This window comes from Pseudonocardia sp. 2-7 (assembly GCF_056341085.1).
In genome coordinates this window covers 733,134-745,861 of the sequence record NZ_CP094507.1, presented here as the reverse complement: position 1 = coordinate 745,861, position 12,728 = coordinate 733,134, and the positions used below count along the sequence as shown (strand labels likewise).

At 74.8% G+C, this 12,728-nt stretch carries 14 protein-coding genes; 7 read left to right on the top strand and 7 right to left on the bottom strand.

Annotation, left to right across the window (positions count from 1 at the left end; genetic code table 11):
• Positions 1-3 precede the first annotated feature (3 nt).
• On the bottom strand, positions 4-171 hold the full coding sequence (locus MTO91_RS03805) for a hypothetical protein (RefSeq protein WP_167379102.1): 168 nt from the start codon (positions 169-171) through the stop codon (positions 4-6).
• Between the two features lie 166 nt (positions 172-337).
• Between MTO91_RS03805 and MTO91_RS03800 the strand changes: the two genes are divergently transcribed.
• Positions 338-757, top strand: a complete 420-nt coding sequence (locus MTO91_RS03800) for an antitoxin (protein WP_208823188.1) — start codon at positions 338-340, stop codon at positions 755-757.
• Between the two features lie 57 nt (positions 758-814).
• On the opposite strand, the gene MTO91_RS03795 is transcribed toward MTO91_RS03800, so the two are convergent.
• From MTO91_RS03795 to MTO91_RS03775, 5 genes are all read right to left on the bottom strand, one after another.
• Positions 815-1,306, bottom strand: coding sequence for a MogA/MoaB family molybdenum cofactor biosynthesis protein (locus MTO91_RS03795; protein WP_373324192.1), 492 nt, complete (start codon positions 1,304-1,306; stop codon positions 815-817).
• A gap of 225 nt (positions 1,307-1,531) precedes the next feature.
• Positions 1,532-3,301, bottom strand: coding sequence for a S1C family serine protease (locus MTO91_RS03790; protein ID WP_476653813.1), 1,770 nt, complete (start codon positions 3,299-3,301; stop codon positions 1,532-1,534).
• A gap of 63 nt (positions 3,302-3,364) precedes the next feature.
• Complete coding sequence (locus tag MTO91_RS03785; RefSeq protein ID WP_235975300.1) at positions 3,365-4,813, bottom strand: sensor histidine kinase; 1,449 nt, start codon at positions 4,811-4,813, stop codon at positions 3,365-3,367.
• 5 nt (positions 4,814-4,818) lie between these two features.
• The gene (locus tag MTO91_RS03780) at positions 4,819-5,514 is read right to left on the bottom strand and encodes a response regulator transcription factor (protein ID WP_476653812.1); all 696 of its coding nucleotides are present in this window, start codon (positions 5,512-5,514) and stop codon (positions 4,819-4,821) included.
• Between the two features lie 77 nt (positions 5,515-5,591).
• Positions 5,592-6,440, bottom strand: coding sequence for an NAD(P)-dependent oxidoreductase (locus MTO91_RS03775; protein ID WP_476654801.1), 849 nt, complete (start codon positions 6,438-6,440; stop codon positions 5,592-5,594).
• 142 nt (positions 6,441-6,582) lie between these two features.
• Between MTO91_RS03775 and MTO91_RS03770 the strand changes: the two genes are divergently transcribed.
• Entirely contained in the window at positions 6,583-7,287 is a 705-nt protein-coding gene (locus MTO91_RS03770) for a mycothiol-dependent nitroreductase Rv2466c family protein (RefSeq protein ID WP_251787041.1), read from the top strand.
• A 22-nt stretch (positions 7,288-7,309) separates the two neighbouring features.
• Positions 7,310-7,996: an SGNH/GDSL hydrolase family protein gene (locus MTO91_RS03765; RefSeq protein ID WP_253068904.1), complete on the top strand. Its 687-nt coding sequence runs from the start codon at positions 7,310-7,312 to the stop codon at positions 7,994-7,996.
• 6 nt (positions 7,997-8,002) lie between these two features.
• Here the strand turns inward: MTO91_RS03765 and MTO91_RS03760 are convergent, their stop codons facing one another.
• The gene (locus MTO91_RS03760; RefSeq protein ID WP_476653811.1) at positions 8,003-9,202 is read right to left on the bottom strand and encodes an MFS transporter; all 1,200 of its coding nucleotides are present in this window, start codon (positions 9,200-9,202) and stop codon (positions 8,003-8,005) included.
• A gap of 139 nt (positions 9,203-9,341) precedes the next feature.
• On the opposite strand from MTO91_RS03760, the gene ppk2 reads away from it, so the two are divergent.
• From ppk2 to MTO91_RS03740, 4 genes are all read left to right on the top strand, one after another.
• Positions 9,342-10,139, top strand: coding sequence for a polyphosphate kinase 2 (ppk2, locus tag MTO91_RS03755; RefSeq protein WP_476653810.1), 798 nt, complete (start codon positions 9,342-9,344; stop codon positions 10,137-10,139).
• Positions 10,140-10,230: 91 nt separating this feature from the next.
• Entirely contained in the window at positions 10,231-11,325 is a 1,095-nt protein-coding gene (locus MTO91_RS03750; RefSeq protein ID WP_476653809.1) for an SDR family oxidoreductase, read from the top strand.
• Between the two features lie 25 nt (positions 11,326-11,350).
• Positions 11,351-11,908, top strand: coding sequence for a TetR/AcrR family transcriptional regulator (locus MTO91_RS03745; protein ID WP_476653808.1), 558 nt, complete (start codon positions 11,351-11,353; stop codon positions 11,906-11,908).
• Between the two features lie 43 nt (positions 11,909-11,951).
• On the top strand, positions 11,952-12,704 hold the full coding sequence (locus MTO91_RS03740) for an FkbM family methyltransferase (RefSeq protein WP_476653807.1): 753 nt from the start codon (positions 11,952-11,954) through the stop codon (positions 12,702-12,704).
• The last annotated feature ends 24 nt before the right edge of the window (positions 12,705-12,728 follow it).

The following is a 12,728-nucleotide window of genomic DNA, read 5'->3' as shown; positions in this document are numbered from 1 at the left end:
CGGTCAGCCGCCGTGGTGCGGGGGGCGGTTCTCGGTGAACCAGCGGTCGGGGTCCGCGGTGTCGCGCTCGTCGGCGGCGCCGTAGTCGGCCCGCTCGTCGGCGGTGGTCGAGGGGTCGTCACCGAAGATCTCCTCGATCCGTCGGCGCATCCGGTCCGCGGGCTCGCTCATGGCCCCATGGTGCCGTGCGCGGGCGGCGCAGGTGGACACCGATCCCGCGTCACCGTGCCGTGCCGTGCCCGTGACGCCCCACGACGACGCGTCCGGGTGACACCATGGGGTCAGCCGTACGCATCCGCCCGGGCACCCGGGCGACGACAGGAGAGGTGGACCGCTCATGGGGTTCCTGGACAAGGCACGCGAGGCGGCCGAGAACGCGATCGAGAAGGCGAAGCCGCACCTGGACAAGGCGATGGAGCAGGCCGGCCCGCACCTGGAGAAGGCCAAGGAGAAGGCGGGCCCGCTCGTCGAGAAGGCCGCCGAGAAGGTCGACCAGGCCACCGGCGGCAAGTACTCCGAGCAGATCGACGGGGTGAAGGGCAAGGTCGAGGGCGCACTCGGGCACACCGGCCCGGCCGCCCCCGGCGCCGGCACGCACGGCGACGCCGTCCCGCCGGTGCCGCCCGCCCCGCCCGGGGGCGACGCATTGGCGCCGCAGGGCAACCCGGCCGCGTCGCAGCAGCCGCCCGCCGTCCCGCCGGTGCCGCCGGAGCGCAAGGACGACGGCGGCGTCCCGCCGGTGCCCCCGGCGAACTGAGCCCACGCGCACGGACGGGCCCCGGCGATCCGCCGGGGCCCGTCCGTCGTGCAGGGGTCAGTCGTCGAGGCCGGAGAGCTCCGAGATGACGTGCGGGACCAGCGGGGTCAGCGTCGCCATGCCGTCGCGGACGGCGGCGCGGGACGCCGCCAGGTTGACCACCAGCGTGCTGCCCGAGACGCCGACGACCCCACGGGACACCCCGGCGTCGACCGCACCGGCGGCGAGGCCGGAGGCGCGGATGGCCTCGGCGATCCCCGGCACCGGCCGGTCGAGGACACCGGTGGTGGCGTCCGGGGTGACGTCACGGGGCGACACGCCCGTGCCGCCGACGGTCACCACCAGGTCGACGCCGCCGATCACGGCGGTGTTCAGCGCGCTGCGGATGGCCACCACGTCGCCGGGGGCCGAGACCACGCCGTCGACGAGGAAGTGGGCCTCCTCCAGCAGCTCGGTGACCAGCGGCCCGGTGCCGTCGGACCGCTCACCCGCACTGACCCGGTCGTCGACGATCACCACGAGGGCACGGCCGATCTGCGGACCCGACATCTCCATGGCGGTCACCCTAGCGTCGGCCGGGACACGGCCCCGGGGGAGGCCGTGCCGGTGCGGGGAGGGGGGACCGGCACCGACACGACGCTCCGGGCGTATTCGGTGGGGCACCACCGAATACGGGGACACCCCATCACGCCGGTTCTTCACCCGTCAACGACGTGCGGTGCGCGCCACCCACCCGGCCCCGTCCGGTCGGACGGACTGCACCCGGGCAGGCCCTCACTGCTCGCCCAGTGTCACCTCGACCGTCCGGGTCGCCCCGCCGGCGTCGACGACGTCCAGCTGGACGACGCTGCCCGGCGGCTGCGACCGCACCGCGGCCTGCAGATCGGTGCCGGTGGTGATCCGCTGGTCGCCGAGCCGGGCGACGATCTCCTGCAGGCGCAGCCCGGCCTTCGCGGCCGCGCCGTCCGGGGTGACCTCCTGGATCACCGCGCCACGCAGCTGCGGGTCGTTGCCGACGGTCACGCCGAGCACGGCGTGCGTGGCCTTGCCGCCGCCCCGCAGCTGGTCGGCGATCCGGCGGGCCTGGTTGATCGGGATGGAGAAGCCGACGCCGATCGAGCCGCCGCCCGGCCCGGCGGTCGCGATGGCGGAGTTGATGCCGACGACCCGGCCGTCGGAGTCCACCAGCGGCCCCCCGGAGTTGCCGGGGTTGATCGCGGCGTCGGTCTGGATCGCGTTCAGCACGGTGTCGCTCGCCCCCGGCGCGCCCGACTCGGCGGGGATGCCGACGGCCCGGTCGACGGCCGAGACGATGCCGGTGGTGACCGACCCGCCGAGCCCGAGCGGCGACCCGAACGCGGTGACCTGCTGACCGACCCGGACGCGGTCGGAGTCGCCGAGCTCGACCGTGCTCAGGCCCGGCAGGTCCGTGCGCACGAGCGCGATGTCGGACTGCGGGTCCTGCCCGACGATGGTGCCGATGGCGGTGCGGCCGTCCTGCAGGACCGCGCGCAGCGTGCCGCCCTGGGCCGCCGGGGCGACGACGTGGTTGTTGGTGAGGATCAGGCCGTCGTTGCCGACGATCATGCCGGAGCCCTCGCCGCGGTCACCGACGTTGCCCGCGCCGCCGTCGACGCGGATCTGCACGACGGCGGGCAGCACCTTCTCGGCGACGGCCTCGACCGAGCCGGACGGCACCGCGCCCCCCGGCCCGCCTGCGAGGCGCGCGCCGATCAGGCCGCCGAGGGCACCCGCGACCAGCGCGACGAGCAGCCCGGCCGCGACCAGGACGACACCCCGGCGGCCGCGGCCGGGCGGGCGCCGCGGTGCGGGCGGCGCACCGACCGCCCACGGGGGCGGGGCAGGCTCGCCGGGGGCGGCCGCGCCGGTCGCGTCCGGGTGCGCCGGGAGCTCCCGGGTGCCGTCCGCAGGCACCGGCGTCGTGTCGGTCGGGGTGTCCGGGGCGGCCGCGTCGGGCGCGGCACCGTCGGAGCCCGCGACGGGCGCGTCCGCGGCGGTGGAACCGGGGCGGGCCCACGGGTTGGCGGGCACGGCCCAGCGGTCGGTGGGCGGGTCCTGGGTGGAGACGGCCTCGGTGTCGGGGCCGTGGTCGTGGTGCGGGGTGGCGTCCTCGTCCGCCGGGACGGCGGGCGACGCCCCGGCCGCGGTCGTCGCGGCGGTCGTGCCGGACCGGGTGGACGCGTCGCCGTCGGCGGTCGCGGACGTCGCGGACGTCGTCGCCGGCTCGCCGCCCGCGCCGGCCGCGGCGGTGTCGCCGGCCGGGCCCGCTCCGGCGCCGTCCCCGGCGGCGCCCGGCGAGCCGGTGGCCGGAGCGTCGGTGACCCCGTCCGTCGCGGACCCGTCGGCGGAGGACCCCGACGACGACCGTGGCCCGTCCTGCTCCGGGGCGGCGTCGCCGGAGGACCCGGCCGCTCCCGCGGTGGCGGAGGGCCCGCCCTCGCGGCCGGCCGCGTCCCCGGAGGCCCCGCCGGACGTCCCCGCTCCGGTGCGGGTCGGCTCGTCGGGCGGGTTGTCCTGGGTCATGCGTCCACCGTCCGTCGTCTCCGTCCGTCGTGTCACCGCTGTGTCACGTCGTGTCACACCAGGCTATGGGCTGTCCGGCTCCGCCACGTACCGGCCCGGCAGGGCCATCGAGAGCAGCGCACCGCCCTCCGGGGCGCGCCCGGCCCGCACCTCTCCGCCGTGCCGTGCCGCCGCCTGCGCGACGATCGACAGTCCCAGCCCGGAGCCGGGCATGGTCCGCGAGGTGTCGGCCCGGTAGAAGCGGTCGAACACGTGCGGCAGGTCCTCCGCGGCGATCCCGTCACCCGCGTCCGCCACCTCGATGACCAGCCACTCCGGCGAGATCGGCACCATCGACAGCCGCACCGTGCCGCCGGGCGGGCTCCACTTCACGGCGTTGTCGAGCAGGTTCAGCACGGCCCGTTCGAGGGCGCTGGCGTCGCCGTCGAGGATCCACGGGGTGCGGTGGACGTCGAACTCGACCTCCCCCGCGCGTCGCTTCACCCGGTCCAGGGCGCGGTCGACGATCTCGGTGAGCTCCAGTGCCTCGCTGGTCATGGTCGGGGCGTCGTCGCGGGCGAGCTCGACGAGGTCCCCGACGAGGTGGGACAGCTCCTCGACCTGGGCGCGGACGTCGTCGAGCAGCTCGGTGCGGTCCTGCGCGGGCAGATCGGGGGTGTCCGGCCGGTCGGCGGAGGCGAGCAGCTCCAGGTTGGTGCGCAGCGAGGTCAGCGGAGTGCGCAGCTCGTGCCCGGCGTCGGCGACGAGCCGGCGCTGCTGTTCCCGCGACGCGGCCAGCGCGCCGAGCATCGTGTTGAACGACTGGGTGAGCCGGGCGAGCTCGTCGGACCCGGAGACGGGGATCGGGCGCAGGTCACCGGTCTTGGCCACGCGTTCGGTCGCCGCGGTCAGCCGCAGCACCGGCCGCAGCCCGGTCCGGGCGACGGCGACCCCGGCGAGCGCGGCCAGCACGACCCCACCCAGCCCGACGATCGGCAGCGCGGTGCCCATCCGGGTCACCACCCGGGTCATCGTGTCGAGCCGCTGGGCCAGCACCAGCGCGCGGCCGTCCCCGGCCCGGACCGCGACGATCCGGTACGGCACGCCGTCGAGCTCGGCGGTGCGGCCCGGCTGGGTCGGCCCACCCTGGGCGACCTCGATCTCCGGCTCGCCCAGCGGCGGCCGTGACGACTCGTCCGCCGAGGTCGCGACGCCCGAGGAGTAGACGAGCGCGATGTGCAGGTCGGCCGCGCCGAGCACGTCGGGCGGGAGCGCGGCGAGCAGCCGCGGGTCGATCAGGTCGCTCTGCGCCGCGGCGTAGGCGCGCTGGCGCAGCGTCTCGTCCAGCGAGCTGGTGAGGTTCTGGCGCACGACGAGGAACGCGGCGGCGGACACGAGCAGCACCATCGCGGCGGCGACGAGTGCGGCGAGCACCCCGATCCGGGCGCGCAGCGTGAACCGCTCGCGGTCCGGCTCGGCCGCGGGCCCGCGGCGCCACCAGCGCTCGGCCCGCTCCTCGTCGGGCGGGAGCAGCTGGGTCACGGCGGGGAGTCCCGCAGGACGTAGCCGACACCGCGCACGGTGTGGATCAGCCGGGGCTCGCCCTCGGCCTCGGTCTTGCGGCGCAGGTAGCCGACGTAGACCTCCAGGGCGTTGCCGCTGGTCGGGAAGTCGTAGCCCCACACCTGCTCGAGGATCTGGGCGCGGGTCAGGACCCGGCGCGGGTGCGCGAGCAACAGCTCCAGCAGCGAGAACTCGGTGCGGGTGAGGCTGATCGGCCGTCCGCCCCGGGACACCTCGCGGGTGTCGGGGTCCAGCGACAGGTCGCCGAAGGTGAGCGCGGGGCTGGTGCCCGCGTCGCCGTCGGCGTCGGGGGTGCGGCGGCGCAGCAGCGCCCGCAGCCGGGCGAGCAGCTCCTCCAGCGCGAACGGCTTGGGCAGGTAGTCGTCGGCGCCGGCGTCGAGCCCGGCGACCCGGTCCGACACCGCGTCGCGGGCGGTCAGTACGAGGATCGGGAGCGCGTCGCCGGCGCTGCGCAACCGCCGGCACACCTCCAGCCCGTCGACGCGCGGCATCATCACGTCCAGGACGAGCGCGTCGGGCCGGTCGGTGAGCATCTTGTCCAGCGCGACCTGGCCGTCCTCGGCGAGGTCGACCTGGTAGCCGTTGAAGGCCAGCGAACGACGCAGCGAGTCACGGACCGCCTTGTCGTCGTCGACCACCAGAATGCGCATGGGCGCCAGTCTCGCCGACGGCTCTGAGAGGAACCTGAGCAGGCCCTGATCAGCGGATGGTGATCAGCGCCCGCTGATCAGGACGCCTTGTAGGCGGCCGCCATGTCGTCGCCGCCGTGCCCGCGCTCCGACGCCCGCCGCAACCGGTCCCGCACCGCGGGCGCGACGTCGAGCCGGGTGCCCGAGGCCTCCGCCGCGGCGACGATCAGGCCCGCGTCCTTGGCCGCGTTGTCGACGGTGAAGCTGGGCGTGAAGTCGTCGTCGAGGATCGCCTTCGCCTTGTTCTGCAGGTAGGGCAGGTCCAGCGGACCGCCGGAGACGGCGTCGAGGAAGGCCTGCGGGTCCACGCCGAGTCCCTGGGCCAGCGCGACGGACTCCCCCGTCGCTGCGGTGATCGCCAGCACCCAGCTGTTGGCGACGAGCTTGAGCCGGCTCGCCTGGGCGGTCGTGTTGTCCTCGGCGACCCAGACGGTCTGCCTGCCGACGGCGTCGAGCACCGGGTCGACGACCGGACGCGCCGCGGGGTCGCCGGCGACGAACACGACGAGCTGCCCGGACTCGGCGGGCGCTCGGGTGCCGAGCACCGGCGCGTCGAGCAGGGTCAGGCCGTGGCGCCCGGCGATCGCGCGGAGCCCGTCGAACGGCTCGACGCCGACGGTGGTCGTCTGCAGCCACACCTGGCCCGGCGCGAGACCGCCGGCGGCCTGCTCCAGGACGGCGGTGACGTCGTCGGCGTCCCCCAGCATCGTCACGACCACGTCGGCGCCGCGCACGGCGTCGGCCGGATCGGTGTGCAGGGCCGCGCCCGCGTCCGCGAGCGGCTGCGCCTTCGCCGCGGTCCGGTTCCAGACCCGCAGGTCCAGCCCGGCCGCGAGGATGTTGTGCCCCATCCCGGCGCCCATGATCCCGGTTCCCAGCAGTGCCACGGTCGTCATGGACCCACCGTAGGTCGATCTCCGTGGGAGCGCCGACGCACGCCGGGCCGTGTGGTCCGGAGCGGTCCGTCGCGGGTCGGGCCCCGTCGCGCCTGCGCGGCACTGCAGGCACCCCGAACGGGTACCCGGTGGGATGAGCGACGACATCGAGTTCTTCTTCGACCCGATCTGCCCGTTCTGCTGGGTCACGTCCCGCTGGGTGGTGGAGGTGGGCCGTCGTCGCGAGCTGGCGGTGCACTGGCGCCCGTTGCCGCTGGCGATGCTGAACGAGGGCATCTCCTACGAGGAGCGGCGGAAGGTCTCGGAGTCCTACCCGGACTCCCACCTCCGCGGCCTGGAGATGCTGCGGGTGATCGCCGCGGCCGAGGCGGTGGCGGGTCCCGGGGTCGTCGGGGACCTCTACACCCGGTTCGGCGAGCTGGTGTGGGACTCCCCCGCACCCGACGGCGAGGGCTTCGACCCGGTCATGCGCGTCATGGCGCAGCAGCGGGACCTGCGTCCGGTGCTGGAGGACCTCGGCCTGGACCCTGCCCTGGCCGACGCCGCGACGGGCACCGACCTCGACGAGGGCCTCGCCGCGAACGTGGCGGAGGCCCGGCGGCGGTGCGGCGACGACGTCGGCACCCCGATCCTGTCGTTCTCTCCGCCGGACGGGCCGGCCCTGTTCGGGCCGGTGATCGACTCCGTGCCGTTCGGCGAGGACGCGCTGCGGCTGTGGGACGCGACGTACACCCTCGCCACCTGGCCCGGGTTCGCCGAGCTCAAGCGGAGCCTGCGGTCGTTCCCCGACACCCCGCTGACCGCGCGGATCGCGCACGGGGAGACGACGGTGCGATGACGGTCTCTGCTTCACTGGGGACGTGACCGACGCGGGCGATCTCGGCTTCTCCAACCGGACCGGGCGCCCGCCGGGCCGGGTGATCACCGCGGTGTCCCGGTTCGTGCCCGCGATCCGCCGGGTGCAGCAGCAGATCGAGCCCTACGCCGCGTACTGGGAGCAGCGCAACCGCACCGAGCTCGCCCGGACCGGGCCGCTGTGCGTCGCGCTGGGCGACTCGATGGCCCAGGGCGTCGGCGCGTCGGCCCCGGAGTGCGGCTGGTTCGGGCAGCTGGTCGGGCTGCTGCCGGGCTGGCGCACGGTCAACCTGTCCCAGTACGGCGCCCGCGTCGACGACGTCCTCGACGCACAGCTCCCGGCGGCGCTGCGGCTGCACCCGGACCTGCTGCTGTGCCTGATCGGGTCGAACGACCTGATGCAGCCCAAGCACCAGGAGGGCGTCGGGAGCCGGTACGCGGCCCTGCTCGACCGGCTCCCGCGCGGCACGGTCGTCGGCAACCAGCCGGGCACCTTCGCCGCGGCGGTGCAGGTCAACGGCCTGATCGACGACGCCGTGCGGCGCCGCGGGCTGGTGCTGGCCGAGCTGCGGGACCCGCGGACGCGGCACTGGCGCGGCAAGCTCGCCTCCGACCGGTTCCACCCCAACGACCGCGGCTACGCCGCCATCACCGAGGTGTTCGCCGAGGCGCTGCGTCGCGCCGGGCACTGAACCCCGTCACACCGCCGCGGCGACCGCGCGCGCCCGGGACGCCGCCGTCCGGTCCCCACGCCCGGCCAGCACCGCGACGACCAGCCCGACCACGGCCAGCCCGGCCGCGACGACGTTCGGCGAGGCGTAGCCGAACCCGGCCGCGATCACGATGCCGCCCAGCGCGGCCCCGATCGCGTTGGCGACGTTGAAGGCGGCCTGGTTGGCCGCCGAGGCCAGGTTCGGCGCGTCACCGGCGCCGCTGATGATCCGCAGCTGCACCGCCGGGACCAGCGCGAACGTCGTCACGGCGAAGGCGAACAGGGCGACGACCGCGGTCGCCTGGTTCTGCAGGGCAGGCACGAACAGCAACGCGACGACGGCGTCGGCGACGAGTGCGCCGTAGATCGTCGGCATGGTCGCGATGTCGGCCAGGCGGGCGCCGACCAGGTTCCCGACGGTCATGCCGACGCCGAACAACGCGAGCAGCAGCGTGACCTCGGTCGGGGTGAAACCGGCGACCTCGACCAGCATCGGCGTGATGTAGCTGTAGGTGCTGAACAGCGCGGCCCCGCCGACCGTCGCGACCAGCAGCGCCGTCCACACCGGACGGTGGGTGAGGGCGCGCAGCTCGGCGCGCAGGCGCACCGGGGTGGCGTCGCGGACGTCGGGGACGCAGGCGGCGACGGCCAGCGCGGCGACCGCGGCGATCACCCCGACGACGCCGAACACCGGCCGCCACCCGAGCTGCTGGCCGAGCAGGGTCCCGACCGGGACGCCCGCGACGTTGGCCAGGGTCAGCCCGGCGAACATCGTCGCCATCGCGCGGGCCCGGCGGTCGGCGCTCACGAGCCCGCCCGCGACGACGGCGCCGATCCCGAAGAAGGCGCCGTGCGGCAGCCCGGCGAGGAACCGTGCGGCGAGCACCGGCAGGTAGCCGGGCACGACGGCGGACAGCACGTTGAACGCGGCGTAGCCGGACATGAGTCCGATGAGGACGTGCTTGCGCGGGAACCGGTTCGCCGCCGCGACCAGCAGCGGGGCCCCCACGACGACGCCGACCGCGTAGGCCGAGATCAACCGGCCCGCGTCGGGGATGTCGACGGCGAGCCCGCCGGCGACGTCGGGCAGCAGGCCCATGATCACGAACTCGCCGGTGCCGATGGCGAAGGCGCCGACGGCCAGTGCGGCGAGTGCGAAGGCGGGACGGGTGGTGACGGCACGCATCGGGTGCCTCCTCCGGGGAGTGGCGGGACAGGGAGGCGGCGTCGTCGTCGCGAATAAACACGCTAAACGAGTAAATAGGCGACGCGCCAGCCCACCGCGCTGTCCGCCACGTCACCCCGCCTTCTGGTTGGCTGTGCCGGTGAGCACCCCGAAGCTGCCGCGCACGGTCTACGACGCCGAGCTGCTCCGCCTGCAGGGCGAGCTGCTGCAGATGCAGGAGTGGGTCCGGGCGTCGGGCGCACGGGTGGTCGTGGTCTTCGAGGGACGCGACGCCGCGGGCAAGGGCGGGGCGATCCAGCGGGTCACCCAGTACCTCAACCCGCGGTTCACCCGGATCGTCGCGCTGCCCGCGCCGACCGAGCGCCAGAAGGGGCAGTGGTACTTCCAGCGCTACGTCGAGCAGCTGCCCGCAGCCGGCGAGATCGTGCTGATGGACCGGTCCTGGTACAACCGCGCCGGCGTCGAGCGGGTGATGGGGTTCTGCACCGAGACCGAGTACCGCCGCTTCCTGCGCCAGGCACCGGTGTTCGAGAACATGCTCGTCGAGGACGGCATCCACCTGCGCAAGTACTGGTTCTCGGTCAGCGCCGAGGAGCAGGCGCGGCGATTCGCCGAGCGGCTGGAGAACCCGCTCAAGCAGTGGAAGCTCTCGCCGATGGACCTCGAGTCGATGACCCGCTGGGACGACTACTCCCGCGCCCGCGACGACATGCTGATCCACACCGACACCGAGTACGCACCGTGGTGGATCGTCGAGGCCGAACAGAAGCGCAACGCGCGGATCAACATGATCCACCACCTGCTCGGGTCGATCCCCTGGGAACCGGTGGCGCGACAGGTGCTGACGCTGCCGGACCGGAAGCCGTCGACGGGCTACGAGCGCCCGCCGCGCGAGGTGCAGCGCGACGTGCCCGACCACGCGTCGACGCTGATCTAGGTCACACCCACGCGGACGGTACGGCCGGTACCGGATACCGTCCCGACGAGCGACGATGCGGCACGGACGCCGCGCGAGAGGCGGTGCACCCGTGGGTGTCGTGCTGTTCACCGGGTTCCCGGGGTTCCTCGGGTCGGCCCTGCTGCCGCGGACGCTGCGCCGCGCTCCCGACGCGCGCGCGGTCGCACTGGTGCAGGCGAAGTTCCTCGACCAGGCCCGCACGACGCTGGCCCGGATCGAGCGCGAGTCGCCGGAGATCGCCGGGCGCACCGACCTCGTCGTCGGGGACATCACCGTCGACGGGCTGGGACTGGAGCAGGTCGAGCGCCGGCGCCTGCTCGGCGGACCGCTGGAGATCTTCCACCTGGCCGCGGTCTACGACCTCTCGGTGCCGGCGGACGTCGCCTGGCGGGTGAACGTCGAGGGCACCCGGCACGTCGTGCGGTTCGCCGAGGCCGCGGCGCAGCTGGTCCGGCTGCAGTACGTGTCGACCTGCTACGTCTCGGGCCGCTACGACGGCATCTTCTCCGAGACCGACCTGGAGCTCGGCCAGCCCTTCGCCAACCACTACGACCACACCAAGCACGAGGCCGAGCGCGTCGTGGCGAAGGCCCGCGACGCCGGCCTGCCGGTGTCGGTCTACCGGCCCTCGGTCGTCGTCGGGGACTCGGTGACCGGCGCGACGCAGAAGTTCGACGGCCCCTACTACCTGCTCCAGCTGCTGGCCCGGCAGGGCCGGACGGCGTTCGCGCCGCTCCCCCGCGCCGCGTCACGGACCCGGTTCAACCTGGTGCCCTCGGACTACGTCGTCGACGGGATCGCCGCGCTGGCCGGGCACGGCCCCGCGGTGAACCGGACGTTCGCGCTGGCCCAGCCGGCCCCGCCGACGGTGACCGAGATGTGCGAGGTCTTCGCCGACCGGCTCGGCAAGCAGCTGCGTGTGGTGCCGATGCCGGTCGGGCTCGCCGCGTTCTCCATCGACCACGTACCCGGCGTCGGACGGCTGTTCCAGGTCCCCTCGAGCACGCTGGAGTACCTGACCCACCCGTCGCACTACGACACCGACGCGACGACGGCGATGCTCGGCGGGCTCGGCGTCCACTGCCCGCCGTTCGCCGGGCACGTCGACGCGATGGTCCGCTTCTTCCGTGCGAATCCGCAGGTCGGAACGGCTGCGATGGTCTGACGCCGGGAGGTCTACCGTCTCCGGCGTGGCCATCGAGCGGAACGACGTCCTCCTCGCGGCCGCGACCGTGCTCGTGCAGAACCCGGCCGCGTCGATGTCGGAGATCGCGACCGGCGCCGGCATCAGCCGGGCGACCCTGCACCGGCTCGTCGACGGCCGGGAGGCCCTGCTCTCCGAGCTCAGCGAGATGGGCGTGGAGCGCGGGATCGCCGCGATCCGGGAGGCCCGGACCGACGAGGGCGACCCGATCGAGGCGGTGCGCCGGGTCATCGTCGGCCTGCTGCCCTCGGTGGACCTGTGGGTGCTCGCGGAGCGCATCCAGTCCAGCGACGAGGTCCTGGCCCGCTACGCCGAGATGGACACGCTGCTCGTCGAGCTGTTCCGGCGCGGCCAGCGGTGCGGGGCCTTCTGTGTGACCCAGTCCGCGACGTGGATGACCGAGGCGCTCTACGCCCTGCTGACCCGGGCGGTGCTCGCCGCGCACGACGGTAGGCTCGGCCGGCAGGAGATCGTCGGGGTCACCGAGCGGACACTGCTGGCCGGCGTCGTGGAGACCGCCGGCCGTAGCCCGGCCACCCCCTGATCCGCACGTCCGGTTCCTCCCTTTCGTCCTCTACGATCGGGGGGTGCTGACCCGCGCCTCCGGCATCGCCCGCTCCCTCGCGACCTACCACGGGATCCCGGGCCGGCAGCGCCGGATGCGCCGCTTCTACTCCGCGTTCCTGCGTCCCGGCGACCTCGCCTTCGACGTCGGTGCGCACGCCGGCAACCGGGTGCGTGCCTGGCGCGCCCTGGGAGCGCGGGTGGTCGCCGTCGAGCCGCAGCCGGACTTCACCCGGCTGCTACGCCTGTTCTTCGGCCGCGACGACGCCGTGACCGTCCTGCCCCTCGCGCTCGGCGCCGCGGCGGGCACCGCCCGCCTCGGGGTCTCCAGCGCCACCCCGACCGTCTCGACGCTGTCGCAGCGCTGGCGCGACACCGTCGCCGACGACGCCGGGTTCGCCCGGGTGAGCTGGGACTCCTCGATCGAGGTCCGGGTCAGCACGCTCGACGCACTGATCGCCGAGCACGGCGTCCCGACCTTCTGCAAGATCGATGTGGAGGGCTTCGAGGCCGCCGTCCTCGACGGACTGTCGCGCCCGCTGCCCGCGCTGTCGGTGGAGTACCTGCCCGCCGCGCACGACGCGACCCTGGAGTCGCTCGCCCGCATCGAGGCCCTGGGCCGCTACGTCTACCGCTACTCCCCCGTCGAGACGATGACCTGGGACGTCTCGGCCGGCGACCGCTGGGTCGACGCCGCCGAGCTGCGCGCCCTGCTCGACCGGCGGCGCCCGCTGGGCCGCTCGGGTGACGTCTACGCCCGTCACGTGCCCGCCTGACCGCACCGCCGGGTCGATTACCGG

Coding starts and splice junctions, on each gene's coding strand:
- MTO91_RS03795 (WP_373324192.1), bottom strand. CDS start 1,306: ATGTCGGGTCCGCAGATCGGCCGTGCCCTCGTGGTGATCGTCGACGAC.
- MTO91_RS03780 (WP_476653812.1), bottom strand. CDS start 5,514: ATGCGCATTCTGGTGGTCGACGACGACAAGGCGGTCCGTGACTCGCTG.
- MTO91_RS03770 (WP_251787041.1), top strand. CDS start 6,583: ATGAGCGACGACATCGAGTTCTTCTTCGACCCGATCTGCCCGTTCTGC.
- MTO91_RS03760 (WP_476653811.1), bottom strand. CDS start 9,202: ATGCGTGCCGTCACCACCCGTCCCGCCTTCGCACTCGCCGCACTGGCC.
- MTO91_RS03790 (WP_476653813.1), bottom strand. CDS start 3,301: ATGACCCAGGACAACCCGCCCGACGAGCCGACCCGCACCGGAGCGGGG.
- MTO91_RS03805 (WP_167379102.1), bottom strand. CDS start 171: ATGAGCGAGCCCGCGGACCGGATGCGCCGACGGATCGAGGAGATCTTC.
- MTO91_RS03800 (WP_208823188.1), top strand. CDS start 338: ATGGGGTTCCTGGACAAGGCACGCGAGGCGGCCGAGAACGCGATCGAG.